Consider the following 26760-nt stretch of genomic DNA (forward strand, 5'->3'; position numbering starts at 1 on the left):
GTTAAACAAATAAATCTGTAATTCTCAGGAATTACAGATTCATTTCTTGAGTAGAATTATTAATAATAGATAACGTGATTTTTATAAACCCAATTATCCACTAGCTGATCAATGAATGCCAAGCTTGGACTATCTTGTTGTATAACCTCCGTTAGCAAAAATAGTCTGTCCGGTAATCCACCATCCGTCAGTCACTAAGAACTCTACTAACGGGGCGATATCATTAATATTTGTCAATCCGCCTAATGCCGATGCCGATTTGTGGTAAGCTACTGCATCTTCACTTTCCTGTCCGTAGAAGAAAGGCGTATCCATTGGGCCAGGCGCAACAGCCGTTACAGAAATTCCTCTTGCTCCGAATTCTTTGGATGCTGCTCTTGTGAAATGTTCTACCGGAGCCTTGGCACCTGCATAAGTAGAGTATAAGCCTGTGTAAGCAGCCAGCAATGAAGTTACAATTGTGCAGACCTTCCCTTTATCGTTTAACTTTTTACCGGCTTCCTGTAAAAAGAAATAAGCTGATTTAGAGTTGATTCCGAACATTTTATCATATTCTTCCTCAGTAGTTTCAGTAAATGGCTTTTTCAATACCATACCCACCGTGTTGATGGCAACATCAATACCTCCGTATTTCGCAATAGTTTCATCAAAGAATTTGGTGACGTTTTCTACTTTGGTGAGATCTCCCTGAAACAAAAATGCTTCCACTCCTAAAGCCAGAACTTCTGATAAAGTTTTTTCACTTTCTGTTCTTGAGCTTTCGCTATTGTAATGTATGGCAAGTTTTGCTCCCTTAGCTGCAAAATCTCTGCTTAATAATCCTCCCAGATTTTTACCCCCTCCGGCAATTAATACAACTTTTCCTTCTAAATCATTTTTTGACATAATATTGTTTTTTTATTTTTTATACTCTACAAATATGATTATTTAATTATCTCTAAACATGGTGAACTTTTCAGAAGTTGTTAGAATTTCTGAATTTATTTTGACATGACGTGGGATTAAATTATGAGATCGGGAATCTGATTTAGCCGAAAGATTGGTCAATGTCTATTTACAGTTCTTGATTTATGTATATTGCAAACAAATATCAAACATCAAAATCATAAAATGCAGAAAATATTGCAGGAAGAATCTTTTTCAGCACCTCAATGGCTAAAAGTGATTAGTTACATTTTGAGCACCGTTTTGATATTGATGGGAATTGCTTTACTTCTGATGAGAGATGCGGTCGGGGAGGTTGTTTTTCTGGTTCCCCTCATATTTCTGATTGCGGTTTCTATGTTTTTCTATACCAGGTTAAAACTGATTATTTCCGATAAAGGAATTTGTTTTACAGGCGGCTTGAGGAAAGATACTATTTTCTGGAACGACATTACGAAAGTAGATATGGTTAGACTGGGAAAGTATAAAACACCCAAAGCCATTATACATTATTCTGGCAGAAAGTTAGAGCTGCATAAAGGCTTCTATCTCAAAATAAAGTTCAACAGGATTTTGTTACTTTTAGAAATGAAAATTGCTCCTGAACTATTTACGGAAAGATATCAGGAGATTCGCAGCAGCATTAATGTATCGGTTTAATGAATGGTGGCTGTCTTTGCAACTATTAATTAGAATTATACATTCTACAAAAAATAGCCACATTATAAAATGCAGCTGTTTTTATTTTTATGAAAAATTTTTCTTAGTTACTTCTTGTGCGTGATATGGATAGAAGATAGACCAGATGGGCAAACATACTTCTTTTCACAGACTCTACCTTAATATCACCTGTTGTCTGATTGATTGTGGTTGCCAGATCTGCATTACATTGCCCGGAAAAAGATCCGCTTCCTAAATAGTTGGCCGCATTGGCAACAGGATAGGAGATTCTGGGATAGTCAGGGGCAACCTGTTCAGCGGCTGTTGTTCCGCCTACATAACCTTTGTTATCAATAAAACGGGCAGCCCAGGTTCCCAAAAACTGTCCGTTAGCCGTATTGATGGTTTGCCCTATCACAATCTGGGTGTCTATAGCACGGTTAAAACCGGCACAGGAGCTATAATGATTCACACTAACCGTACAGGAAGAAGCATTATCAGTTGGTTGGAAACATTTTCCTTCATAAACAGTCAGCCTTTGTTCAGCAGGAGACGTAGAAGTGTTTAATAATGCTTTTGGAGAAAAAATTTCTTCAGGTGATACTAAAGTTAAAACTCCCTGCTGATCTGCTGAAACTATTTTTCTTTCCGCATTGGCCAATCCTCTGACTCTAACCAATCCGTTGACGTCCAGAGTATGGGAAGGAGATTCAGTATTAATCCCAACTTGGGATTTTAAGCTACCGGATAAAACAACAGCAGCAAAAAATATTATTCCTGTTTTCATCTTATTAATTGAATTTAATGGTTTTATTAGATTTTTCACTAAAGTAAGAAATAATTATAATTTTTAAAACAAATTTTTAAAAAAATATTTTTGATAGAAAAAAATTAACTTATACCTGAAAACGAAATCAATTATCACATTTATTATATCAACAGTGATGATATTTTATGCTTATTTTTAATATCTAACCGTGTGATTGCTTGTTTCCATTTGATAAATAATTGTATTTTAGCCGAAATATGCAACTTATTCATAAAAATATAAACAGCTGATTAAAATTCAGATAATCTGAATGAAAAAAATTAGTAGATTTGCACGGAACAAGCCAGAACACTGATTCAGCTTTCTATTTTTAAAGTAGAAGATGAATAATAACAATAAAATTTGATTAGCTTATAAACTATTAGAAACTATGAAGAAACTTTTTTTACTTCTTTTAACAGCTTTTTTATTTATCGGATGCAGCTCTGATGATGATACTATTTATGATTATATAGGAACATGGTCGGGAAAATACACCGGAAGCGATGACGGAACCTGGAACCTTGTGGTTGCCAGTGACGGAAAAGTAACCGGAACAATGCATTCTACAGTCAATGATGAAAATTATAACATTTCCGGGAATTTGACTGATACCGGAGATCTTACTGCTGTAATTGGGCTTCCTTCCGATGGAGAATTCAAAGGAACCCTTTCAAGAGAAAAAAATGGAAACGGAAACTGGTCAAACGCTGTTCCTACACCGGCTAGATACGGTACCTGGACAGGAGGCAAACAATAAACAGAAAGCCTGCAGATCAACCTGCAGGCTTTTTTATTTCAATAAATCCCATGTGGGTAATTTCTTTTTTCCTTTTAAGTACTAAAAAGCAGAGTAGGAGTCCTGCATTTTGAAAATACTTCTTACAACGGATTTCTTCATTATCATTCAGTAAAATATTATCTTCAAAATATTCAGCAGAATAGTCTTCCAAATCAGGCTGTATAGAAACAAGCACAACTTCATCTGCTGAAAGTTCATCAATTCCATATAGAATTATATCTTCCTTTTCTTCAAAGGCAAAAATTTCAGGATTTAATTTCTTTTTACTTCCAAATGTGAACTCCTTGAGAAGGTTCAGCCCTTGCTCAGTAAGAAGTCCATTTTGTACAGTTCTTTTTCCCTTCTCTGAAACCAGATCTAAATCCTTGATCGCTGTCATCAGCTTTGCAAATCTTTGGTAAAGCAAATGTTCATTACATTCTTTTATATAACTTTCAATACAAGTCCGTATCGTTTTACCAGCTTTTGAACAGTGTCCGAATTCAGAGCTGTTCTGTCTTACCTTTTCATAAGTAGGGCTTTTCTTGAAAGCTGTTTTATTAAATCCGCTTTTCTTCCGTACCACATTTTTACCGTTCAGGCTGTAAAAAACCAGATCGCCTACGCTGCCTTTAATTTTTATCAAACTTTCGTACGTTGCCATATCATAAAATTGAATTCAAATATACTAATAAATCTAGATATTTATAATTTTAACATATATTTATTATATAGTTGTAGTATAGTTATAGTATAATTAATTTATAAAATGTATCTTTGTCGTATAGTTAGTTACTTCATTTAAAATCAGATGACTATGATACCGGGATTATTTGAAAAAAACTTAAGAATAAAGCAGCTATCCGTTCTGATGATAGCCTCTGCTATTGCAGTGTCCTGCGGATCTTCAAAGAATGTGTCTTCCAAAAAAAATACAGGAAATAAAACTGTTGTAAAAGCTGAAAATCTCAGAAAATTAGATTCTAAATTTGATGGGAATATCTCAAGATCCATCAGCGATATTCTGAAAGATGCTGAAAAGTATCTCGGAACACCTTATAGATTCGGAGGGAACACGTCTTCAGGCTTTGACTGTTCCGGATTTACCGTAAAAGTTTTTGAAGAAAATGATTTCTCACTTCCGCGAAGATCAACAGATCAGGCCGGTGCCGGTAAAAAGATAGACATCAAAGAAGTAAAGCCCGGAGATTTACTTTTTTTTGCAACAGCTGGAGGAAGCAGGGTTTCCCATGTAGGCATCGTTCATGACATTGGGGCAGACGGAGAAGTGAAATTCATCCATGCTTCCACTTCAAAAGGAGTCATTATCTCTTCATTGAACGAAAAATACTGGAATAAGGCCTATCTTCATGCTCAGAGAGTATTATAATAAGGCTAATTGAAAACTGCTTATGGAGAACCGGACCTTTGCGTTTATTAAAACAGATAAAAAACTGGTAAAGCTTTTCTTCAAAGACATTACGATTATAAAAGGTCTGGGGAATTATGTGGAGATCCATACCATATCCAACAAAAAGCATATCTATTACAAAGCTCTTAAGGAGCTTATAGAAAGCCTCCCGGATGAATTCATGAGAGTTCACAATTCTTATATTGTCAACTTAACCAATATTGAATATTTCGAAGATAACCAGCTTGTATACCGGGATCAGAAAATTGCCGTGGCCAAGAGTTACAAAGATTGCCTGATTACTGCATTGAATAAAATGATGCTTTGAAAGCCCACATCAGGAAAGTGCTGTTCTGAATACTATTTCCGCCATACTGCATAATAAATTGGTTAAGCTGTTTTATTCATTTTAGATTTGTGAAAAATTAACAATGAATAAAGACAAAGCTCTACATTACATCAACCATCACAACCTTATTGAAATAAAAGCGGGAGAGGAAAGAACAACTTTTCTTGAAATTTGGATGATTACCGTTAACGACAGAATATTTGCAAGATCGTGGGGTCTTGCAGAGAAAAGCTGGTACAATACCTTTTTACAAGATCCAAAGGGCCAAATCAAATGTGGAGAAGAAGTATTCCCTATAAAAGCACTTATTCCGGATGATCTCAGAGATCTTACCTCAGATATTAATACTGCTTATTTAACAAAATATAATACAGGTTCAAATCTTAAATATTCAAAAGGAATTATTCAGCAAAAACACGTTGAAAAGACCATGGAATTCATAGTTTGTGAATAAAGTATTATAAGAAACATTAAATTATGACGATTTACGGCCTATGACTGAACTTGTATACTAAAACAATCTTTTGTATTTTTGACCCTTCAGAACTGCGGGAAGATGCAGGGATAATTTATACTAAAATCAAACAAGAAACATGTCGTTACAACAAACTATTGAAAACATTTGGGATAATAGAGATTTATTACAAAACGAAGACAGCCAGAAGGCAATAAGAGAGGTTGTTTCCTTATTGGATTCAGGAGAGCTTCGTGTAGCTGAGCCTACGGAAAACGGATGGCAGGTGAATGAATGGGTGAAGAAAGCTGTAGTAATGTATTTCCCGATCCAGAAAATGGAAACTATTGAAGTAGGTCCGTTTGAATTTCATGATAAAATCCCTTTGAAGAGAAATTATGCTGAAAAAGGAGTAAGAGTTGTACCGCATGCAATTGCAAGAGAAGGATCTTTTGTTGCTCCAGGAGTAATTTTAATGCCTTCTTATGTGAATATTGGGGCGTATGTAGATTCAGGAACTATGGTAGACACGTGGGCAACTGTAGGAAGCTGTGCACAGATCGGTAAAAACGTTCACCTGAGCGGTGGTGTAGGTATCGGTGGAGTATTGGAGCCTTTACAGGCAGCTCCGGTAATCATTGAGGACGACTGTTTCATCGGTTCCAGATGTATCGTGGTAGAAGGTGTTCACGTAGAAAAAGAAGCTGTATTGGGAGCTAATGTTGTACTGACTGCTTCTACAAAAATTATTGATGTTACCGGTGACCAGCCTGTTGAGATCAAAGGAAGAGTTCCTGCCCGTTCAGTAGTTATTCCGGGAAGCTACACAAAGCAGTATCCGGCCGGAGAATACCAGGTTCCATGTGCTTTGATTATCGGTCAGAGAAAAGAATCTACAGATAAAAAAACATCCCTTAATGATGCTTTAAGAGAGAATAATGTAGCGGTATAAGCTGTGTTTTTTCTAAATTTTGAAGTTTCATTTTAAAATTTATACAATAAACCCTGAATAGTCATTTAGGGTTTATTTTATTTATACCTTTAAACAGTTAAAAAAAGCTTATTAAAAACTTTGATATGAAAATTGCCTTCGATGCAAAACGTTTTTTTCACAATACGTCCGGATTGGGCAATTATTCAAGAGACCTTGTCAGGATACTCTCTCAGTATTATCATGAAAATGAATACCTTCTGCTGAACAAGAACAGTTCAGAAAGAGGCAGTGATATTCTGAAAAATCCCAATGTCCGGTTTGTGGAAACCTCAAAAGGAAGCCTTTCCCGCCAGCTTAAAATGGGGAAAGATGCCCAAAAAGAAGGAGCAGATATATTCCATGGACTTTCCGGTGAACTTCCGCTGAAATGGGGCAAAGAACCTATCAAAAAAATCGTAACAATTCATGATCTGATTTTTATGCGTTATCCACAGTATTATTCTTTCTTTGACCGGAAAATACACCTGTGGAAATTTAAAAAAGCCGCCGCTTCAGCAGATAAAATCGTTGCTATTTCAGAACAGACGAAAAGAGATATTATCACCTATTTAAAAGTTCCTGAAAGCAAAATTGAAGTTATTTATCAGGGGTGTCATAAAGCTTTTAAAGAACAGCAGTCCAATGAATTTATTCAGGAAGTAAAGGACAAGTTTAATCTTCCTGAACGCTATATTTTAAACGTTGGGACCATCGAAGACCGTAAAAACCTGCTCAATATTATTAAAGGAATCAACGGAGCAGATATTCCGTTAGTTGTTGTTGGAAGAAAGACTACCTACTACAAAAAAGTAGAAGCTTTTATCAGGAAAAACAAAATGGAAAAACAGGTGATTTTTCTGGAAGGGGTGTCCATGGATGAGCTGGCTGTGATGTACAAACTGGCAGACATTTTTGTGTATCCGAGCTTTTTTGAAGGATTTGGGATTCCCGTAATAGAAGCCCTTTTTTCAAAAACAGTGACTATTACAAGCAACACCAGCTGTCTGCCTGAAGCAGGAGGTAAAGACTCCGTTTACATTGATCCCGCTAATTATCTGGATATCGGTGCCAAGATAAAATTTCTCTGGGAAAATGAATCCGAGAGAAAACGCCGTGCAGAAAGGAGTTTCGAGTTTGTCCAGAAATTTAATGACGAACCTATTGCAGCTCAGCTGATGAATCTCTACAAAAAAAATCTGTAAAAAAACTTTGCAGTTTAAAAATAAATCCTACATTTGTACCACAATTCAAACAATGAAACCGAATTTTTTAACACTTCATCATTACTATCATCATCTCTGCTAAGACGGAATTGATTGATAGAAACATGTGTTAAAATCAAAAAATAATTAAAACCGTCTGAGTAAACAGACGGTTTTTTTGTTTCCCGGATTATTCCGGAAGTATCCAACAGATCAGTTTTCATTTACTCAGATTTATCTTAAAAATAATACAATGAGTAAATTAAAAATTGCGATTCAGAAAAGCGGCCGGCTCTACGAAGATTCTCTTCAGCTCCTCAAAGACTGCGGTATTTTTGTCAACAACGGAAAAGACCAGCTAAAAGTATCCGTAGATAATTTTCCGATGGAGATCATGTATCTCAGAAACTCGGATATTCCGCAATATCTGGAAGACGGAGTGGTAGATATTGCTGTCGTTGGTGAAAATCTTTTGGCAGAAAAACAGAAAAACATCCAGATCGTTCAGAAGCTTGGATTCTCAAAATGCCGTGTTTCCCTAGCCGTTCCAAAAGACGTGGAAACCGATGATCTATCTTATTTTCAGGGTAGAAAAATCGCTACTTCATACCCTAACACCCTTAAAAACTTCCTTGAAAAAAAAGGAATCATTTCCGACATTCACATCATTTCCGGTTCAGTGGAAATAGCCCCCAACATTGGATTGGCAGACGGAATCTGTGATATCGTAAGCTCCGGAAGCACTTTATTTAAAAACGGACTAAGGGAAACCGTCACGATTCTGAAATCAGAAGCTGTTTTGGCAAAGACATCTTTGCTCGACACTCAAAAAGAAGCCATTCTGGATAAGTTCCTGTTCCGAATCAAATCTGTTTTAAAAGCAAAAAATTCCAAATATATTCTCATGAATGTTCCTGATGATAAGATCAGCGATATTGCTTCAGTTCTTCCCGTTATGAAAAGTCCTACCGTTATTCCTTTAGCCGAAAAAGGATGGAGCAGCATTCATTCCGTGATTGACGAAGAACGGTTTTGGGACGTCATCGATGAACTGAAAGAAAACGGAGCCCAGGACATCCTCATTATTCCAATTGATAAAATGGTTATTTAATTATGAAAATATACAGATATCCGGAAACAAAAACATGGCCTGATCTGATCCAGCGACCTGTTTTCGAACGTAAAGAAATCTCAGGACTCATTGCGGAAATATTTGAAGCCGTTGGCAAAGACGGAGATCAGGCACTTATTGAATTCAACAAGAAATTTGATAGAGCAATTACATCGCAAATAACAGTTTCAGAAGCAGAAATCGACAATGCAGAAAATGAAATTTCTGAAGATTTAAAGAAAGCCATCAAACAGGCAAAAGAAAATATCTCAAAGTTCCATGCTTCCCAAATTGTAGAAATACAAAAAATAGAAACCGTAAAAGGAGTAACCTGCTGGAGAGAAAACCGCGCAGTTGAAAAAGTAGGAATCTATATTCCGGGAGGAACTGCTCCTTTGTTTTCAACAGTTCTCATGCTTGCAGTACCCGCAAATCTGGCCGGATGCAGGGAAATCATTTTATGTACACCACCGGACAGCAACGGGAATATTAATCCGGCTATTCTGTTTACAGCGAAGCTTTGCGGTATTACAAAAATCTTTAAAACCGGAGGAGCGCAGGCGGTAGCAGCCATGGCCCTGGGAACAGAAAGTATTCCGAAAGTGTATAAAATCTTTGGACCGGGAAACCAATATGTTGTTGCCGCAAAAGAATATGCACAGCGTTACGGTGTGGCGATTGATATGCCTGCGGGTCCCAGTGAAGTTCTTGTCATTGCAGACAGTGAAGCTGTTCCGGAATTCTGTGCGGCAGATCTCCTGTCACAGGCAGAACACGGAAGCGACAGCCAGGTGGTTTTTATGACTACAGATTTTAAAATTTTCACCGAAACCATTGAAGCCGTGGAAAAACAGGTTAAAAAACTTCCAAGAAATGAAATGGCAGGTCAGGCGCTGGATCACAGCCTTTTTATTCTCGTCAATTCTATTGATGAAGCCTTGGAATTCAGTAATTTGTATGCTCCGGAACACCTTATCCTTGCGTTGGAAGATTCTGATCAGTATGTGCCGATGATTGAAAATGCAGGATCTGTTTTCCTTGGGAATTATTCCTGTGAGAGTGCCGGGGATTATGCCAGCGGAACCAATCATACCTTGCCCACCAATGCTTATGCAAAGAACTACAGTGGTGTGTCTCTGGACAGTTTTGTCAAGAAAATCACCTTCCAGCATCTCTCTAAAGAAGGTTTGAAAAAAATAGGAAAAACAATAGAAATAATGGCAGAGGCAGAGGGCCTTATTGCCCACAAAAATGCAGTATCTATCAGATTAAAATAATACAATGAAAGAATTTAACCTCAATACTTTAGTAAGAAAAAATATACTGAATCTACAGCCTTACATCAGTTTCAGGGATCACAATGAGTTCAATGCTCCTGTAATGCTGGATGCCAATGAATGCCCGTTCGGGGAATTCAACAGGTATCCGGATTCTTCACAGAAAAAACTTAAGAAAAAACTGGCAGAACTTAAGGGCGTTTCTCCTTCAAAAATTGCGTTAGGAAACGGAAGCGACGAACTGATCGACCTGATCATCAAAATCTTTTGCGAGCCTAAAAAAGATGCCATTCTGATGATGAATCCTTCCTTTGCTATGTACGCATTCTATGCCGCAGTGAACGAGAATGAAGTTTTAAAGCTGGACCTGGATGAAAATTTTAAAATTGTAAAAGATGATTTTTTAAAGATTACCGCTGAACGCGAAATTAAGATTTTCTTCCTGTGCTCGCCCAATAATCCAACAGGAAACAGCGTAGAGGATATTGAGTTTTTTGTTCAGAATTTTGACGGAATCGTTGTCATCGATGAGGCTTATATTGAGTTTTCCGGAAACCGATCTGCAATTGAACTGCTGGACAAATATTCCAATTTAATTGTTTTGCAGACGTTTTCTAAAGCCTGGGGAACAGCCGGGGCGAGGGTAGGATCTGCCTATGCTTCCGAAGAAATCATTCGTTTTATCAATACGGTTAAAGCACCTTATAATGTGAATTCCTTAAGTCAGGAACTTATTTTAAACCTATTGGACGATAAAAACCGACTTAAAGAAAATGTTGACAAAATACTTCAGGAAAGAATCTGGTTGGAAGAACAGTTTAAAACCATTGAGTGTATAGAAAAAGTATTTCCGACTGACGCCAATTTCTTTTTGATTAAAATGAAAAATGCTGAAGGCGTATACAACAGAATGCTTGAAGAAGAAATTCTTACCAGTAAAAGAGCGCCTGCGATTCCGGACTGTATCAGGATCAATGTGGGAAGCCGTGAAGAAAATGAAAAATTAATCAATGTTTTAAAAGGTATAGTCTCATGAAAAAAGCACTGTTTATAGACCGTGACGGAACACTTATTATGGAACCGCCGGAGGATTTCCAGGTAGATTCGCTGGAAAAGCTGGAGTTCTATCCCGGAGTTTTTCAGAATCTTTCCAAAATTGCCAGAGAAATGGATTACGAATTGGTGATGGTCACCAACCAGGATGGCCTGGGAACTGAAAGCTTTCCTTATGAAAATTTTATAAGGCCACAGGAAAAAATGCTGAAGACCTTCAAAAATGAAGGAATTGTTTTCAGTGATATTCTGATCGACAAAAGTTTTGAACATGAAAATCTTCCCACAAGAAAGCCTGGAATTGGAATGCTTTCAAAATATAGTTACGGAAATTATGATCTTGAGAATTCTTACGTTATCGGGGACCGGGTTACAGATATTCAACTTGCTCAAAATTTGGGAACTAAAGCTATTTTTATCAATGAAAGCTTTAATGAAAATGCTGAGCTTACAACAACAGATTGGTCTGAGATTTATCGCTTTTTAAAGCAGGAATCAAGAAAAGCTAAAGTTTACAGAAAGACCAATGAAACTGAAATTGATATTGAAATAGATCTTAATGGAAAAGGAATGGCAGAAATTTCAACCGGACTTCATTTTTTTGATCATATGCTGGATCAGATTGCAAGGCACGGAAATTTAGATCTTAAAATCAAAGTTACCGGAGATCTTCAGGTGGATGAGCACCATACGATTGAAGATACAGGAATTGCTTTGGGAGAAGCTTTTATAAAAGCACTGGGAAACAAAAAAGGAATTGAAAGATATGGCTTTCTGCTTCCGATGGACGATTGTCTGGCTCAGGCTGCCATTGATTTCGGAGGCCGGCCATGGATGGTTTGGGATGTTGATTTTAAAAGAGAAAAAATAGGGGATGTTCCTACAGAAATGTTCTTTCACTTTTTCAAATCATTTACAGATGCTTCAAAATCCAATCTCAACATCAAAGCGGAAGGCAGCAATGAACATCACAAAATAGAATCTGTTTTCAAAGCATTTGCAAAATCCGTTAAAATGGCGGTGAACCAGTCGGACACCAGTTTTAATTTACCATCAACCAAAGGAAGTTTATAATATGATCGCACTAATAAAATATAACGGTGGAAATGTAAGCTCGGTCCAGAATGCTTTGGCAAGGCTTGATATTGATTCTGTCATTACAGACGATCCTGAACTGATCTTAAAAGCTGATAAAGTGATTTTCCCAGGTGTTGGAGAAGCTTCTTCAACGATGAAAGTCCTTAAGGAAAAGGGGCTAGATATGCTTATCCCAAGTCTGAAACAACCTGTTTTAGGAATCTGTCTGGGAATGCAGCTGATGTGTGGTGATAATGAAGAAGGAAATACAAAAGGAATGGGAATTTTCGATGTTGACGTTAAGCAGTTTCCTCCTGAAGATCTGGTTCCCCACATGGGCTGGAATACCATTTCCGGACTGAAAACACCGCTTTTTTCAGGAATTGAGGATAACAGTGATCTTTACTTTGTTCACAGCTACTACTGCGGGCAATCAGTGTCTACGGTTGCGGTATGTGATTATATTCTTCCGTTCAGTGCTTCCCTGCAGAAAGATAACTTTTTTGCGGTACAGTTTCACCCGGAAAAATCGGGACTGACGGGCAGTAAGATATTAAAAAACTTTATAAAACTGTAAATGATGAAAATTATTCCAGCTATTGATATCATCGACGGGAAATGTGTCCGTCTTTCAAAAGGAGATTATTCTACCAAAAAAATATACAGTGAAGATCCTGTAGAGACTGCCAAAGAATTTGAAAGCTTTGGAATTCAGTTTCTTCACCTAGTAGATCTGGACGGGGCTAAATCTAAGCATATCGTTAATCAGAAAGTCCTGGAAAATATAGCCAGAGAAACTTCGCTTCATATTGATTTCGGGGGCGGATTAAAAACCGGGAACGATATAGAAATCGCTTTCAGTTCAGGAGCTCAACAGATTACTCTTGGAAGTATTGCGGTACAGGATCCGGAGTTCTGCTTTGAAATGATTCAAAAATATGGTAATGACAGAATTATTTTAGGGGCTGACTGTGAAAACAGAAAGATCAAAACATCCGGATGGCTGGAAGAAAGTACTTTAGATATCATAGACTTTCTCCTTCAGTATCAGGAAAAAGGGATCAGCCAAACCATATGTACCGATATTTCAAAAGATGGAATGCTGGAAGGCCCTTCTACAGATCTGTATCAGGAAATACTGGATAAAACTTCGGTAAGACTTACGGCCAGTGGTGGAATTTCCTGTATTGAAGAGGTATACAGCATGAAGGAAATCGGGTGTTCGGGGACTATTATTGGAAAGGCTATTTACGAGGGAAAAATAAGCCTGCAACAATTTCAGAAATTTATTGAAAATGCTTAAAAAAAGAATCATTCCATGCCTGGATATCAAGGATGGAACTACAGTAAAAGGAATTAATTTTGAAGGACTCCGGAATGCCGGCGATCCGGTAGAACTTGCCATTAAATACGAAATGGAAGGTGCTGACGAGTTGGTTTTTCTGGATATTACGGCAACACTAGAAGACCGAAAAACATTTGCAGATCTGGTAAAGAAAATAGCCCGGCAGCTCAGCATTCCGTTTACGGTAGGTGGTGGCATTTCTTCTCTGGAAGATGTCAGGAGGCTTCTGGAGGCCGGAGCAGACAAGATCAGCATCAATTCTTCGGCCGTTAAAAAACCGCAGCTTATTCATGAGCTTGCCAAAGAGTTTGGAAGTCAATGTATTGTTGTAGCTGTTGATACACGGCTTACAGACGGGGCAGATCTTGTCTATATCAGGGGTGGAAGGCTGGCCACCAGTTTAAATACCGTAGATTGGGCCAAAGAAGCCGCATCTTTGGGAGCGGGTGAGATTCTATTGACCTCAATGGATGGAGACGGAACAAAAAACGGATTTGATATTCGCATCACGAAGCTGGTTTCAGAGGCTGTTTCAATTCCTGTAATTGCTTCAGGAGGAGCTGGAAGCGCAGATGACTTCATTCAAGTATTTCATGAAACAAAAGCTACAGGAGCATTGGCAGCCAGTATTTTTCATTTCAATGAAGTACCCATCCAGGAATTAAAACAACACTTAAAAACTCAAAAAATACCCGTACGATGAAAATAAATTTTGACAAAAATAGCGGACTTGTCCCGGTAATTATCCAGGACAGCAGAACACAGCAGGTACTCATGTTGGGGTATATGAATGAAGAGGCTTTTAAAAAGACAGAAAAGGAAGGTATTGTTACCTTTTTCAGCCGTTCCAAAAACAGACTCTGGACAAAAGGAGAGGAGTCCGGTAATTTTCTGACCGTAAAAAAGATCAGTATAGACTGTGATCAGGATACGGTTTTAATACAGGCCATTCCTAAGAATACAGTCTGCCATACCGGAAGTTTCAGTTGTTTTGGTGAAAAGGAAAGTAAAGGGTTTTTATATGAATTAGAAGCAAAAATTGCCGAAAGAATTGATGATAAAACTGAAGGTTCTTATACGTATTCCCTTTATCAGAGAGGCATTAATAAGATGGCTCAGAAAGTAGGAGAGGAAGCTGTAGAACTGGTTATTGAAGCCAAAGACACCAATGATGATCTTTTTAAGAGCGAAGCCGCAGATCTGCTATATCATTTCCTGATCCTGCTTAAGGCAAAAGGATTTGCGATGGAGGATATTGAGAAAGTTCTTCTAAATAGGGATAAATAGACAAGGAAAGGATAAAACGAAGACTTAGTCAAATCGATTTCTGATCGGTTCCGCCTTTGCAACCCTTAAGAATATACATAGCTACTGTAAAACTTTGCGTTTAAAATCTGAAAATTATTAAATAACATGGGTTCGGATTAAGAATATTGATAGTATGTATCCAGGAATAGTTTAGGAAAGGAAATTAATAAAAACTGACCTGTAGTTCTGATTTTGAATTCAACAACTTTCCGAGATCAGATTAAATTAAAAAGCAGGAAGTAATTCCTGCTTATATTCTTGTTTAAATTTCAGATTATCTTTCAATCAGAATTTTTCGTACAGCAGTCTGTCCATCAGCTTTAATGATTCCAATATAGGCTCCTGCAGCCAGCCCCGAAACATTAACTGTCTTTTCGTTAGCAGTTTTAAGGAGTGATTTTCCTGAAAGATCTGTAATTTCAAAGCTGAAATCTTTTCCACCGGTATCTGGAAGTTCAATATTGATGGTATCTTTAGATGGATTAGGATAAACAGATACGGTTTCAAGAGAATGATTTGAAGCGGTTTCCTTTGTTCCCAATACAATAGAACTTGCAGAAGTGGCAACAGCAAAATGCTGCAGGGCTCCCACTGTTGCTTTTCCTATTTTGTAAATATAAACAGGGTCTGTATTCGCAAAAGTATCGTTGGAAGTATGCGGATAAGTACTTCTTATTCTTTCAAAAAAGCCGGTGATTACTTCGCCTTTTCTTTCAAATGGAATATAATCTGTGTCCTCTGCAGGATCCACATCTGTCAGAAGAGGAGAATAAAGTGCTGTACAGTTTCTGAGCTGTTGTGTTACTGCTGCCGAAGCTGCATTATTACCCGTAGGCCCTGCCATGTCCTGGTCACAATATACCGTATTGTTGTTATTGCCCATAACACCGCCTACCTGATCAAGATTGAATACCAGCTTGATGTCCAATACCCTTATCCCATTCTGATACGCTACATTATTCACGTAATGGGTACTTCCTCTCAGTCCTTGCTCTTCACCGGAAAAATGGATAAACTTAATTGAGTATTCTGTAGGAACATTTTTTAAAATCCTTGCAGCTTCTAAAATAATAGAGGTGCCGCTTCCGTTATCGTTCACTCCCGGACCATAGATACTGTCAAAATGCCCGCAGATGATCACATATTTATCAGGATAAAGAGTTCCTGTTTTGGTGATGACCAGGTTCTTGGAACTTGTACTCCCAAACGTGAAAGGATCTTCGACAATCTGGCTGGCAGAATATCCAAATGAAGTGTACTTATTTTTCAGCCAGGTTAATGCATTGGCATTTTTGAGTGAGCCTGTCGTTTTGATGCCCAGGTTTGAGAACTGCTGTAAGTTGGTGGTAATATTGGTTTGTGAAACCAGATTGGCTCTATCCTGATAAGCCTGGATAAAGGTCTGGGCTTTACTGCTGAATACTGCCAGGCAGACAGACAGAGCTGTGATTGTTTTTTTCATTTTAATTATTTTAAGATTGTGGTGATTGGTGATGAATCTGAACAATAAAAGTCCCGGGTAAAGCCGGAAGATAATCCGTATTACTTTTCAATAATGATCTTTCTGGTAATACTTAAACCTTCGCTTTTAACAGTACATAAATAAATTCCGCTGTCTACATGTGAAACATTCACCTGGGACTTATTTTCTGCTTTCAGTACAGAAAGTCCTTTCAGATCAGTAATTTCAACTGTGAAATCTTTTATTGCGGGATCTGGGAGCTCCACTGTTAAAATATCTTTAGCAGGGTTTGGATAAATTTTCACGGATTCCAGTGATTTTACTGGCTTTTCTTTACCTGCAGAAACAGCTGTAACGGTGGAAGAGGCTGTTGCGAAATGCTGCATAGCACCTACCGCAGCCTTGGCTACTTTAAATACATAAACTGGATCTACATTAGCAAAGGTATCGTTTACCGTGTGTTCAGTATAACTTCTGGTGTATTCATAAAAACCAGTAATCACATATCCTTTTTGTTCAAATGGCATGTAATCTGAAGAATAGGCATTGGAAATACTGGTCTGAAGAGGAGAGTACAGGGTAGTGCATGTGGCCAGCTGCTGCGTAACGGTATTGGAAGCTGCATTGTTTCCTGACTGTCCGGCAGTATCTCTTTCGCAGACGATTTTGCTGTTGGTTTTGCCTAGCTTGCCGCCTACCTGATCAAGATTAAAGACTAATTTGATATCCAGCTTTTTTACACCGCTCTGGTACGCAATATCATTGGCATAATGGTAACTTCCATACAAGCCCTGTTCTTCTCCGGAGAAATGAATAAACTTGATAGAATATTCCGTAGGAATATCTTTTAAAATTTTGGCTACCTCTAAAATAACTGAAGTCCCGCTGCCGTTATCATTTGTTCCGGGACCTGTAATCGTATCATAATGTCCGCAGATAATCACATACTTATCGGGATAGAGAGTTCCTGTTTTGGTAATGACCAGGTTTTTGGAGCTTGTACTCCCAAAAGTAAAAGGGTCTTCTGCAATCTGGCTGGCAGAATATCCGTAAGAAACATACTTATTTTTGATCCAGGCCAGGGTATTGGCATTATTCAGTGATCCCGTGGTTTTTATCCCAAAATTAGAGAACTCCTGGAGATTGGCGGTGATGCTGGTCTGGGAAACCAGATCGGCTCTGTTCTTATACGCCTGAATCAGAGTCTGGGCACTGACGTTTCCGGCCGCTAATGCAGCCCATAAAAAGGTGGTAAGTTTTTTCATATTAAATATTTTGGATTGGTGTGGTTATTTTTTTATGATGACTTTTTTGGTGATGCTGTTTTTATCGGATTTTACAGTGACCATATACGCTCCGTTTGCCAGATCGGAAGTATTCATTTTCTTTTCGTTCTCTGCATTTAAAATTAAGCGGCTATTCATATCACTAATTTCTACCTTAAAGCTATTGTGACCTTCAGGAAGTTCGATATGTAAGACATCGCGAGCCGGATTGGGATACATCCTGATTGCTTCTAACGAATTTTCAGTTTCCACATCATCTGTTGCCAAAACAGTGGTTGAAGCCACTGCAAAGTGCTGCAATGCTCCTAAAGCTGCTTTTCCAACGTTAAACACGTAAACAGGATCCACATTGGCAAAAGTATCATTGGGAGTATGTTCATTATAGCTTCTGACCGTTTCATAAAATCCTGTAATGATATCCCCTTTATTCTCAAATGGCATATAATCAGAATTGTATGCATTTGACATCGTGGTCTGAAGCGGAGAATATAAGGTGGTACAGGTCGCTAATTGTTGCGTCATCGCCAATGACGCTGCATTATTTCCTGTCTGTCCGCTCTGATCACTTTCACACTTGATATTATTGTTTACATTCCCTAACTTTCCTCCTACCTGATCAATATTAAAGACAACTTTCAGATTAAGCTGGCGTACACTATTCTGGAAAACAACGTTATTTACATAATGAGTACTTCCCAAAAGATTCTGTTCTTCACCGGAAAAATGAATAAATTTCACAGAATATTCTGTAGGCACATCCTTTAAAATTCTTGCCGCTTCCAGCATAATAGCAGTTCCGCTGCCATTGTCACTGACTCCCGGACCAGCTACTGTATCGTAATGACCACAGATAATCACATAAATGTTGGGATAAACAGTACCTGTTTTGGTGATAATTAAGTTTTTTGAAGTGTTGCCATTATAGGTAAAACTGTCTTCTGTGATTTGGCTTGCATCGTACCCGTAAGACTGGTATTTTGTTTTGAGCCAATTCAGGGCGTTTGTATTTTCTATAGTGCCTGTGGCTTTTATACCAAAATCTCCAAAGCTCTGGAGGTTTGCTGTAATATTGGCTTGGGTTATCTTATCAACCCTTGTTTGATAAGCCTGTATAAAATTCTGGCCATGAAGGCTGTAAGCTGATAAAGAAAGGAGTAAAACAGTCGTTATTTTTTTCACTTTTAACTAAAGATTTATAGATTTAATAATTCAACAAATGTAGATAATAAAAATCAATTTTATTTTATGCAAAAAGGAAAACTTTCCGATATGATTTCATTTTTTTATTACATTTTCAAAATCACGAAATTTCTTTAATTTATATGGATACAATGAAGAAAATAATAATATGATAGTATATAAAAAAATCCCGGACATTAGCCCGGGATTTATATTGATAACAAAAAATTCTACATTATTTTACTTGATCTACAACTGCTTTGAAAGCTTCAGGGTGATTCATTGCTAAATCAGCTAAAACTTTTCTGTTAAGCTCTACGTTGTTCTTTTTAAGAGCTCCCATAAACTGAGAGTAAGACATTCCATGCTCTCTGGCACCCGCGTTGATACGAGTAATCCAAAGTGATCTGAAGTTTCTCTTTTTCTCTTTTCTTCCACGGTAAGCATATTGCATTGCTTTTTCTACCGCGTTTTTAGCTACAGTCCAAACGTTCTTTCTTCTACCGAAAAAACCTTTAGCTTGCTTAATAATTTTCTTTCTGCGAGCTCTTGAAGCTACTGCATTTACTGATCTTGGCATAATTTAAATTGTTTTTTTGAAAGGGGCGGCAGATAACTGCTCTTAGTGGCACCATTTCAGGGTTAAATTGTTGAATTTGTTTGAATTCTTATAAACCGAATATAGATTTATAAAAACTACTTAATGGCTAATTGACGTAGAACGCTTTTTGTATCCACAGCTGCAACGTAAGAAGTCTGCGTAAGATTTCTCTTCTGCTTAGTTTCTTTCTTAGTTAAGATGTGGCTTTTGAAAGCATTCTTTCTTTTAATCTTCCCTGTTCCGGTAAGTTTAAAACGCTTTTTAGCACCTGATTTCGTTTTTAATTTTGGCATTGTTCTGCTTTTTTATTGTTTTGTTATCAATATCTGTTTTAATTACTCCTAAAGACATTAGAAATAATAGTGTGCAAAGATACAAAAAAAAACATCAATTTTTTGAGGTAGAGAGGTATTTATAATAAATTCTTCGGAAATAAAAACATCTTGATTCGATCCGTGATAAAAAAGATTTAAAAAAAAGCTGCAGGTGAAAGTATCTGCAGCTTTATTTCTATTATGATTGACTATTAGATTATGATTTAAAGAACTCTAATAAATCTTTATTAATAGTTTCTGCCTCTGTAGTCGGCATTCCGTGAGGAAACCCCGGATACGTAATAAGCTTTCCGTTTTTAACCAGTTTTGCAGCTACAACACCTGTAATTTCGTAAGGTACAATCTGATCATCTTCACCATGCAGTACCAAAACAGGGACTTCAGTATTTTTAAGGTCTTCTGTGAAATCTGTTTCAGAGAAAGCTTTGATACAGTCATAATGAGCTTTGATAGACCCCATCATTCCCTGTCTCCACCAATTTCTGCGAATTCCTTCAGATTCTTTTGCACCTTCTCTGTTATAACCATAGAATGCTAATGAGAAATCTACAAAATACTGCTGTCTCTGAGTCGCTGTATTGTGGCGGATATCATCGAAAATAGACATTGGAACACCATTGGGATTGTTTTCAGTCTTCACCATAATTGGTGTTACTGCACTTATCAATACTGCTTTGGAAGCTCTTCCTTTGCTGTATTGTGCCACATATCTGATCACTTCACCACCTCCGGTAGAGTGTCCTACATGAATAACATCTTTAAGATCTAAAGCTTCTACAATTTCTGCAACATCAGACGCATACGTGTCCATGTTATGTCCTTCTGCAGTCTGCTCAGACCTTCCGTGGCCTCTTCTGTCATGAGCAATAACCCTGTAGCCCTGTTCCAGGAAAAAAAGCATCTGTGCATCCCAGTCATCGCTGGATAATGGCCACCCGTGGTGAAAGAACACAGGCTGTCCTTTTCCCCAGTCTTTGTAATAAATCTCTGTTCCGTCTTTTAATGTAAGTGTGCTCATTGTTTATTTTTTTATGATTAATAAATTAATAGTATTTCTATATCACAAATGTATAGGGAAAATATCCGCAATATATTGATCTAAGATAATAATTGATTAAAATATAAAGCAACGTAATGCATTATTAACGCTAAATTAATAGAGTGCCTAGGAAACAGGTATTGTATACAATTCAATTATGGCTGATATAAAGGAATAAACTAAAAACCACTATTATCAGGGATATTTTCATTTAATGCCTTTGATTATCTTTAACTCAAAGATTATTAAAAATAAAACGGCGAAGTAAATGATCAGAATGGTCTGAAAAACTTGACTGCGAAACAGATTAGAGGGTATTTTCCTATATTTACGTTTTTTAATGGAATAAAACTTAATAGAGACAAGGGTTTGATGTACAGGTTGTTATTTATATTTACTTTATGTATTTGTTCGTTTTTTGCTCAGGCACAGCATGTTTTAAGCAAATTAGAAAAGGAATATGACCATGCTTCAAACAATACAGCAGAGCGACTGAATCTGGCTCCCAAATTCGCTACTGCCTTGTTTTTCCATAAATTTAAATCCAGATCCTACCAGATTTTAGAAACCAACATTCCCATTGCAGCAAAACAGGCCGATGGAAAATATGCTACTATTTTATATGCTGTGCAGGCTATGAATTACCGGCTGGATAACAAAGAATCTGAATCTTTAAAAAGCCTGGAGATGGCAAGGGTGTATAGTTTAAAAACGAACAGTAATGAAGCTAAAGGCTATCTGCAGTATGCAAAGGGCTGGATTCTGATACGTAATAATAAAACGGCTGATGCTGTTGCTGCTTACCTGAAAGCTATTGATTATTACGAAAACTCGCCCACGACTTCTACACTGTACGGAAGATTTGGCAACGCCGCTAAAGAGCTGTCCACTATTTATTCTAACCTTAATGAATACCAGCTGGAAGAAAAATACAGCAAACAGTTTTTACTGCTGGCATCCAGACAAAATGATCCTAATCTTATCTTCGATGCCTATATGCGGATGGGTTACGTATACGAACAGAAATACGCTCAAAATCCATCGGATACCGGGTTGAGAAATAAGGCAGAACAGTATTATCTGCAGTCTATTTCAACTTTCAATAAAAATAAAGAAGCTATGCTCAACAGGAGCAGTCTTTCATATGCCGCCATCAATTTAGCCAATTTGTATACTGATTTCGATAGAGATAAGGCCATGCAATATGCACAATTAGCGAATCGTGTGAGCCTGGAAACCGGTGATGCTATTCATATTGCTTCTTCATTTGGGATTTTGGCAGAACTGGCCCTGCAGGATAAAAATTATGATTTAGCCAAGTCTTATTTTCTAAAAGCCTCCATGGAAATTGGAAAAAGCCCGGTTAGAGATCATAATATAGAATTATCCATTCTTGAATCTTTATCCCGAATCAGCGAAGAGCAGGGCAATTACAAAGAAGCGCTGACGTATTATAAAAGCTATGTTGACAAATATAAAAGTGTTTACGATCAGGAAAAACTGGATATTACCAAAAGACTGGAATCGCAGTTTGATAAAGAACGACAGCAACAGAAGTATATAAAGCTGCAGCTGGAAAGTGATAAAAAAGCACAAGAAATAAGGTTGATCAATATTCTTCGGGCACAACGTGAACAGGTTTATAACAATTTGAAACTGGTGGAAGAAAATCAGCGGGAACGACTGAAATTTTCAGAACTTGAATCGGAGAAAAAAGAGCAGCAACTCCGGTTGGCAAAATTAGAAACCAAACAAAAAAATAATGACATCAGCAATTATAAAAAGCTGTTGATATTCAAGGAAAAGATCAATACCTACTACATTGTTTTTATCTTTATTTTCATCGTTTTGATTACCTTACTGCTTTATGCTTATAAGCAACGGGTAAAATCTATGAAGCAGAGGGACGAACTGCATGCCTTAGCCCTGGAAAAAGAGAAACAAAATTCAAAAATATCTACCCTTACTGCATTATTGGAAGGGCAGGAACAGGAGCGAGGCCGCTTAGCCAGGGACCTTCATGACGGTTTGGGTGGGCTGCTTTCAGGAACTAAACTCCAGTTATCTTCTTTAGATTCCCATCGATCCGAAAATATAGAAGAAGGAATTTCAAAATCGATTACCCAGATTGATGATGCTGTAGAAGAGCTGAGACGTGTAGCACATAATTTAATGCCTGATTTATTAATGAAATACGGTTTGGAAGCAGCTATCCGGGAATTTGCTGTCCGAATGTCCAACAGCACATTAGATATCCATACCGAATTTATCAATTACAGTAATTCTGTATCAGAAGAAAAGCAGCTGATCATATACAGGATCATCCAGGAATTGGTCAACAACGCTGTAAAGCATGCTGATACTTCTGAAATTATCATTCAGATAAGTGAAGAAGAAAATCTATTACATCTTACGGTAGAAGACAACGGCAGGGGTTTTGATCCTGCAGGCTTAAACGTAAGAAAAACAGCAGGTTTTCATAATATAGAATCAAGGGTCCAGTTTTTAAAAGGAACAATGACCATCACCTCCGAACTGAATATTGGGACCAGTATAGAATTTCAAATTCCTATTCATTAAACATGATAAAAGTAGCTATAACAGACGATCATCCACTTCTATTGGAAGGACTGAAGAATATTTTAGGAAACAGCAATACCATAGATGTGGTAGATTGTTTTAAAAGCGTTTCAGAAATGAATGCAGGCCTGGCGAAACAGGCTGTTGATATTTTGTTGCTGGATATTAATCTGGTAGATACCAACAGCATCGAACTCCTGAAACCTCTGAAGAAAAAGTACGGGAATCTCCGGATTATTATGCTTAGCGTTCATAATGAACTGCCTGTGATTAACAGTACTCTGGCTGAAGGTGCTTTGGGGTACATTCAAAAAAATGCTTCAGTTTCCGAAATTCTGGAAGGTATTACTACCGTATATGCCGGTAACCAGTTTTTATGCTCACAAACCAGATCTGTTTTGGAGAAAAAATCCGCGGACGGGTTACATCAGGTTCCGAAACTGACGAGAAGAGAAAAAGAAATTTTAGCCGAAGCCTCAAAAGGACTTACCACCAATCAGATGGCAGAAAAGCTTTTTATCAGCCCGCACACCGTAGAAAGCCACCGGAAAAACCTCATTGAAAAATTCCAGACTTCTAATCTTAGTTCAGCCATTAAACTGGCTATAGAATATGGCTTGATTATCGAGTAAAATATTCATCCTACAAAAAAGGCCTGCTTTCATTACGGAAGCAGACCTTATATAAATCAAATAATTAGGTGTGTAATAATTAATCTTTAAAACTCAACACAGCTTGAAACAGGTTTTTCTTTCCTGTTAAGTCATATTCGTCATTATATACAGGCTCGTACATTAATACATAAGCATTTCCTTCAAAATCTTTTAAACTGACTGCCTGATCCGCCATGATGTCATAAAACCTTGTAATGGTCCGCGCAGCCGTCCATTGCTTTAAATTTCCTTTAGGATTTTTATCGAACCTATGGTCTTTCACATCGGTATAATACCAATAGGATGGTGCCTGATCCGTCAAAAACAGTTCTTTGTCTTTATTATACAATTCCTCCGCCATACCTGTGCTCTGAAACCATGGAACTTCGGGATTATAAGGACCAACAGCCGCCGTATAAATATTCTTATCCGTTGTAGCTCCAACTAAAAACCCTTCCAGATCGGCAGACGTAATTTCGAACAGGAAAGCAGATTTTTTCAGTTCATAAACATCATTTACGGGCTCAATTACTTTTCCGTCTTGTTTAATAACTACTTTTAACGATTGTGCAAAAGCCAAACAACCTAGTACACAAAAAAGGAAGGTTAAACTTATTTTTTTCATTGTATATTTTAAATAACTGCCGCAAAGATATTGGACTTTAATTCCATAATCACTGGCTGATTTCAGGGGTTTTTAATCTTTCTGAAAATATATCTTCCTAAAACAGATCAGCCTTCAACCGGATTTTTATATAAGCCGTTTTCTGCTTTTTACCATTGCCCGAAGCAGAGTTAAGCGGATAGACTTCTGCATAAAAGGTATCATTATCTGTCCAAAATGCCTTTTTATCATCCGCTATTTTGAAGTTGGTGAAATTCACGTATAAAAGATTGTCCTGTTTTTTAGTTTGCGGCAGGTATTTAGCAATAATAAAATTACTTCCCACATCATTATTGGATGAGATGTATGTAACCCAGCTCTTAGCAGGAAGAATCTGCGGGTAGCCTTCTGTACCAATTCAAACATGACTGCATTTTTTATACTGTAAAAAGAATAGAAGGAATCTGCAACTCCGTCAGAAGTTTCTTTGAAAACCTCCAGGTTTAAGTAAGGTGACTGTCCTACATATTCATTAGCAAGCGGTCCGGTCTCTGTAGAGATATTTTCATGCTGTGTAATGACTTCTTTTCTTTCATTTTCAGTGTAAACCCAGTTGTCATCCTGCAGTTTTATATTCGGATTTTTCACCAATGCTTCACCGATTTGTTTTTTTGAACTTGCTTTAAATTCCTGTTCTGAAATCGCAGCAATGGTACCGAATTTTTTAAAAGATTTATTCTTAAAATCAGTCGATTCCTTAAATGTGCTGCTTCTCATCTCATAAAGATCAACACCTTGCAAAGTTAAGTCAAACGCCGCCGTGAATTCCGATTTCAGGACAAAAGCCTCAATGCTGTTCGAAATATTATTGCTAATGCTGTAATGAATAGAGTAGAAGTCATCGAACTCCTCAAATCCATAATAATTATCCAGTTTATTGTAGGCTATTTTCAGGTGAGATGAATCTTTGTCCGGAGCTACGAAAACCTTACAGAATCTAGTTTGGTGAATAACTGAAAGGGGACATCCTGCACATTATCCACACCTTTTATCTTTTTAAAATTGGCAAATGTTATGATTTTCTGTTTAACTTCGGTTGCCGGTTTGTTAGTTTCTGATGATTTATCCTGCGGATTGCATCCCATAGAAACAACGACGATAGATGATAGAAAGAACTGATATGAGGTTTTCATTTTCTGTTTTTTAGCCAAAGGTATCGGTCTTCACAGCAGCGACCAACAAAATAGCTTAATACAGGAGATAAATGGCTGAAATCAGGGATATATTGAATGGTATATTTTAGAGAATTTTACAAAAGATAAATTAAGTATTGTATACACATGAAAAATGTAGTAATCAACTTTTCACTTGTGACAGCTTTGCTGGCTTCTTGTTCACCTGCTACAGAGAAAAAAGTGAACAGCGTAGTTTCTAAGACGGTAAAAAAAGATACCGTTTCCATGTCCGGTGCGGTAAAGAATCATATTTCAAAAGCTGATATACCGGCTGATTTTTCAGCGCTGGTTCCTATTGATGTATTGAACAGCAAAAGTACAAATGGGTATGAAAAATATGGTATAGAATTCTCCGGAAACTGTTATTCATGTGATTTGGCAAGCTTATCCATCACAAAGGATAAAATGATTTGGACCAATGTATGTGATGAAAATGATGCTTTTAAAATTGATGGGTTTTCATTTTCTATCGAAGGAAACAAAACTATTTTAAAAACACCGGAAAGAACATATATTTTAACCCAAATAGATAAAGCACCCGTCTACGAACTTATTATAGAAGGTCGAAAGCTGGAATTAAATAATAAAAGGCTGTCCAGATATTTTACAACAAAAAAAGCGTTGCCTTTATTCAAAGAGCACGACTGTGGGGATTTTGAAGGATAATACAGTCTTATAAATTATTTTAGAAAAATAACCAATTGATCCAGAAAGGGCAGTTACAGTAGAGCAGGTTAGTCTTAAAAGTTGGGGGTGGAAATCTTAGTTATTCAAAGTAATTTACATTAAAATGATCTGCTTATATAAAAACACAATACTATATAATCATTTTATTTGTAAGTAAACCAGCCTCCCCAACTTTGACGATTGATCAAGATCGACTTTATCTTTTTCTTTATCTCTTAAAAACTTTTTCCCTGAAAACTTGTCTCGTCCTGAAAATCCGATACAGATTAAAGGACAAAAATAAATAATTAAACCAGAGCAAATTTGTTTTTGCTTTGGTTTTTGCTTTTATAAGTTTTCATTTTGATTTCCTTTTGTTTATGCATT

The 26760-nt window shown here is 37.2% G+C and carries 31 protein-coding genes; 18 read left to right on the plus strand and 13 right to left on the minus strand.

Annotated features, from left to right (window positions below):
* Positions 1 to 129: 129 nt before the first annotated feature.
* Positions 130 to 885: an SDR family oxidoreductase gene (locus J4Q03_RS15010; protein ID WP_426048947.1), complete on the minus strand. Its 756-nt coding sequence runs from the start codon at positions 883 to 885 to the stop codon at positions 130 to 132.
* Positions 886 to 1110: 225 nt separating this feature from the next.
* On the opposite strand from J4Q03_RS15010, the gene J4Q03_RS15015 reads away from it, so the two are divergent.
* Complete coding sequence (locus J4Q03_RS15015) at positions 1111 to 1584, plus strand: hypothetical protein (RefSeq protein WP_426048948.1); 474 nt, start codon at positions 1111 to 1113, stop codon at positions 1582 to 1584.
* 103 nt (positions 1585 to 1687) lie between these two features.
* Here J4Q03_RS15015 and J4Q03_RS15020 read toward each other — a convergent pair whose 3' ends face one another.
* The gene (locus tag J4Q03_RS15020) at positions 1688 to 2371 is read right to left on the minus strand and encodes a hypothetical protein (RefSeq protein ID WP_426048949.1); all 684 of its coding nucleotides are present in this window, start codon (positions 2369 to 2371) and stop codon (positions 1688 to 1690) included.
* Positions 2372 to 2783: 412 nt separating this feature from the next.
* Between J4Q03_RS15020 and J4Q03_RS15025 the strand changes: the two genes are divergently transcribed.
* Complete coding sequence (locus J4Q03_RS15025) at positions 2784 to 3152, plus strand: hypothetical protein (protein WP_426048950.1); 369 nt, start codon at positions 2784 to 2786, stop codon at positions 3150 to 3152.
* A gap of 16 nt (positions 3153 to 3168) precedes the next feature.
* Here J4Q03_RS15025 and J4Q03_RS15030 read toward each other — a convergent pair whose 3' ends face one another.
* A complete protein-coding gene (locus tag J4Q03_RS15030; RefSeq protein ID WP_426048951.1) occupies positions 3169 to 3837 on the minus strand; it encodes a hypothetical protein in 669 nt (222 codons plus the stop codon).
* Positions 3838 to 3990: 153 nt separating this feature from the next.
* Between J4Q03_RS15030 and J4Q03_RS15035 the strand changes: the two genes are divergently transcribed.
* The 13 genes from J4Q03_RS15035 to hisIE all read left to right on the plus strand — a co-directional run bounded on the left by J4Q03_RS15035 (position 3991) and on the right by hisIE (position 14712).
* The gene (locus J4Q03_RS15035) at positions 3991 to 4563 is read left to right on the plus strand and encodes a C40 family peptidase (protein WP_426048952.1); all 573 of its coding nucleotides are present in this window, start codon (positions 3991 to 3993) and stop codon (positions 4561 to 4563) included.
* Between the two features lie 22 nt (positions 4564 to 4585).
* Positions 4586 to 4912, plus strand: coding sequence for a LytR/AlgR family response regulator transcription factor (locus tag J4Q03_RS15040; protein ID WP_426048953.1), 327 nt, complete (start codon positions 4586 to 4588; stop codon positions 4910 to 4912).
* A 103-nt stretch (positions 4913 to 5015) separates the two neighbouring features.
* Positions 5016 to 5387 (plus strand): DUF2255 family protein, encoded by a 372-nt coding sequence (locus J4Q03_RS15045; protein WP_426048954.1) that lies wholly within the window; start codon positions 5016 to 5018, stop codon positions 5385 to 5387.
* Between the two features lie 139 nt (positions 5388 to 5526).
* Positions 5527 to 6339, plus strand: a complete 813-nt coding sequence (locus tag J4Q03_RS15050) for a 2,3,4,5-tetrahydropyridine-2,6-dicarboxylate N-succinyltransferase (protein ID WP_426048955.1) — start codon at positions 5527 to 5529, stop codon at positions 6337 to 6339.
* 125 nt (positions 6340 to 6464) lie between these two features.
* A complete protein-coding gene (locus J4Q03_RS15055; RefSeq protein WP_426048956.1) occupies positions 6465 to 7562 on the plus strand; it encodes a glycosyltransferase family 4 protein in 1098 nt (365 codons plus the stop codon).
* Positions 7563 to 7815: 253 nt separating this feature from the next.
* Positions 7816 to 8673, plus strand: coding sequence for an ATP phosphoribosyltransferase (hisG, locus tag J4Q03_RS15060; RefSeq protein WP_426048957.1), 858 nt, complete (start codon positions 7816 to 7818; stop codon positions 8671 to 8673).
* Between the two features lie 2 nt (positions 8674 to 8675).
* Positions 8676 to 9950 (plus strand): histidinol dehydrogenase, encoded by a 1275-nt coding sequence (hisD, locus tag J4Q03_RS15065; RefSeq protein WP_426048958.1) that lies wholly within the window; start codon positions 8676 to 8678, stop codon positions 9948 to 9950.
* Between the two features lie 4 nt (positions 9951 to 9954).
* On the plus strand, positions 9955 to 10986 hold the full coding sequence (hisC, locus tag J4Q03_RS15070; RefSeq protein WP_426048959.1) for a histidinol-phosphate transaminase: 1032 nt from the start codon (positions 9955 to 9957) through the stop codon (positions 10984 to 10986).
* Complete coding sequence (gene hisB, locus J4Q03_RS15075; RefSeq protein ID WP_426048960.1) at positions 10983 to 12077, plus strand: bifunctional histidinol-phosphatase/imidazoleglycerol-phosphate dehydratase HisB; 1095 nt, start codon at positions 10983 to 10985, stop codon at positions 12075 to 12077. Before hisC ends, hisB begins: the two co-directional genes overlap by 4 nt.
* A 1-nt stretch (position 12078) precedes the next feature.
* On the plus strand, positions 12079 to 12657 hold the full coding sequence (hisH, locus tag J4Q03_RS15080) for an imidazole glycerol phosphate synthase subunit HisH (protein WP_426048961.1): 579 nt from the start codon (positions 12079 to 12081) through the stop codon (positions 12655 to 12657).
* A gap of 3 nt (positions 12658 to 12660) precedes the next feature.
* Entirely contained in the window at positions 12661 to 13383 is a 723-nt protein-coding gene (gene hisA, locus J4Q03_RS15085; RefSeq protein ID WP_426048975.1) for a 1-(5-phosphoribosyl)-5-[(5-phosphoribosylamino)methylideneamino]imidazole-4-carboxamide isomerase, read from the plus strand.
* Positions 13376 to 14128, plus strand: coding sequence for an imidazole glycerol phosphate synthase subunit HisF (hisF, locus tag J4Q03_RS15090; protein WP_426048962.1), 753 nt, complete (start codon positions 13376 to 13378; stop codon positions 14126 to 14128). The genes hisA and hisF overlap by 8 nt, the downstream gene beginning before the upstream one ends.
* Entirely contained in the window at positions 14125 to 14712 is a 588-nt protein-coding gene (gene hisIE, locus J4Q03_RS15095; RefSeq protein ID WP_426048963.1) for a bifunctional phosphoribosyl-AMP cyclohydrolase/phosphoribosyl-ATP diphosphatase HisIE, read from the plus strand. Before hisF ends, hisIE begins: the two co-directional genes overlap by 4 nt.
* A 295-nt stretch (positions 14713 to 15007) precedes the next feature.
* Here the strand turns inward: hisIE and J4Q03_RS15100 are convergent, their stop codons facing one another.
* The 6 genes from J4Q03_RS15100 to J4Q03_RS15125 all read right to left on the minus strand — a co-directional run bounded on the left by J4Q03_RS15100 (position 15008) and on the right by J4Q03_RS15125 (position 20614).
* On the minus strand, positions 15008 to 16195 hold the full coding sequence (locus J4Q03_RS15100; RefSeq protein WP_426048964.1) for a M28 family peptidase: 1188 nt from the start codon (positions 16193 to 16195) through the stop codon (positions 15008 to 15010).
* Between the two features lie 80 nt (positions 16196 to 16275).
* Positions 16276 to 17460, minus strand: a complete 1185-nt coding sequence (locus J4Q03_RS15105; protein WP_426048965.1) for a M28 family peptidase — start codon at positions 17458 to 17460, stop codon at positions 16276 to 16278.
* A 24-nt stretch (positions 17461 to 17484) separates the two neighbouring features.
* Complete coding sequence (locus J4Q03_RS15110; RefSeq protein WP_426048966.1) at positions 17485 to 18660, minus strand: M28 family peptidase; 1176 nt, start codon at positions 18658 to 18660, stop codon at positions 17485 to 17487.
* A gap of 235 nt (positions 18661 to 18895) precedes the next feature.
* A complete protein-coding gene (rplT, locus tag J4Q03_RS15115; RefSeq protein WP_034705993.1) occupies positions 18896 to 19240 on the minus strand; it encodes a 50S ribosomal protein L20 in 345 nt (114 codons plus the stop codon).
* A 116-nt stretch (positions 19241 to 19356) separates the two neighbouring features.
* Entirely contained in the window at positions 19357 to 19554 is a 198-nt protein-coding gene (gene rpmI, locus J4Q03_RS15120; protein WP_047453167.1) for a 50S ribosomal protein L35, read from the minus strand.
* Between the two features lie 238 nt (positions 19555 to 19792).
* Positions 19793 to 20614 (minus strand): alpha/beta fold hydrolase, encoded by an 822-nt coding sequence (locus tag J4Q03_RS15125; RefSeq protein WP_426048967.1) that lies wholly within the window; start codon positions 20612 to 20614, stop codon positions 19793 to 19795.
* A 393-nt stretch (positions 20615 to 21007) separates the two neighbouring features.
* Here J4Q03_RS15125 and J4Q03_RS15130 point away from each other — a divergent pair, with 393 nt between their 5' ends.
* Together J4Q03_RS15130 and J4Q03_RS15135 are read left to right on the plus strand one after the other, a co-directional pair.
* Positions 21008 to 23215 carry a tetratricopeptide repeat-containing sensor histidine kinase gene (locus J4Q03_RS15130; protein WP_426048968.1) on the plus strand — a complete coding sequence of 736 codons (2208 nt, stop codon included), beginning with the start codon at positions 21008 to 21010 and terminating at the stop codon, positions 23213 to 23215.
* Between the two features lie 2 nt (positions 23216 to 23217).
* Entirely contained in the window at positions 23218 to 23847 is a 630-nt protein-coding gene (locus J4Q03_RS15135) for a response regulator (protein ID WP_426048969.1), read from the plus strand.
* Between the two features lie 79 nt (positions 23848 to 23926).
* Here J4Q03_RS15135 and J4Q03_RS15140 read toward each other — a convergent pair whose 3' ends face one another.
* From J4Q03_RS15140 to J4Q03_RS15155, 4 genes are all read right to left on the minus strand, one after another.
* A complete protein-coding gene (locus J4Q03_RS15140) occupies positions 23927 to 24493 on the minus strand; it encodes a hypothetical protein (RefSeq protein ID WP_426048970.1) in 567 nt (188 codons plus the stop codon).
* Between the two features lie 97 nt (positions 24494 to 24590).
* Complete coding sequence (locus tag J4Q03_RS15145) at positions 24591 to 24752, minus strand: hypothetical protein (RefSeq protein WP_426048971.1); 162 nt, start codon at positions 24750 to 24752, stop codon at positions 24591 to 24593.
* The gene (locus tag J4Q03_RS15150; protein ID WP_426048972.1) at positions 24749 to 25249 is read right to left on the minus strand and encodes a hypothetical protein; all 501 of its coding nucleotides are present in this window, start codon (positions 25247 to 25249) and stop codon (positions 24749 to 24751) included. Before J4Q03_RS15150 ends, J4Q03_RS15145 begins: the two co-directional genes overlap by 4 nt.
* A gap of 200 nt (positions 25250 to 25449) precedes the next feature.
* Complete coding sequence (locus tag J4Q03_RS15155) at positions 25450 to 25665, minus strand: hypothetical protein (RefSeq protein ID WP_426048973.1); 216 nt, start codon at positions 25663 to 25665, stop codon at positions 25450 to 25452.
* Between the two features lie 147 nt (positions 25666 to 25812).
* Here J4Q03_RS15155 and J4Q03_RS15160 point away from each other — a divergent pair, with 147 nt between their 5' ends.
* Positions 25813 to 26373: a hypothetical protein gene (locus J4Q03_RS15160; RefSeq protein ID WP_426048974.1), complete on the plus strand. Its 561-nt coding sequence runs from the start codon at positions 25813 to 25815 to the stop codon at positions 26371 to 26373.
* Positions 26374 to 26760 lie beyond the last annotated feature (387 nt).

This window comes from Chryseobacterium sp. NFX27, assembly GCF_049887855.1.
In the GTDB taxonomy this organism is placed as follows: Bacteria; Bacteroidota; Bacteroidia; order Flavobacteriales; family Weeksellaceae; genus Chryseobacterium.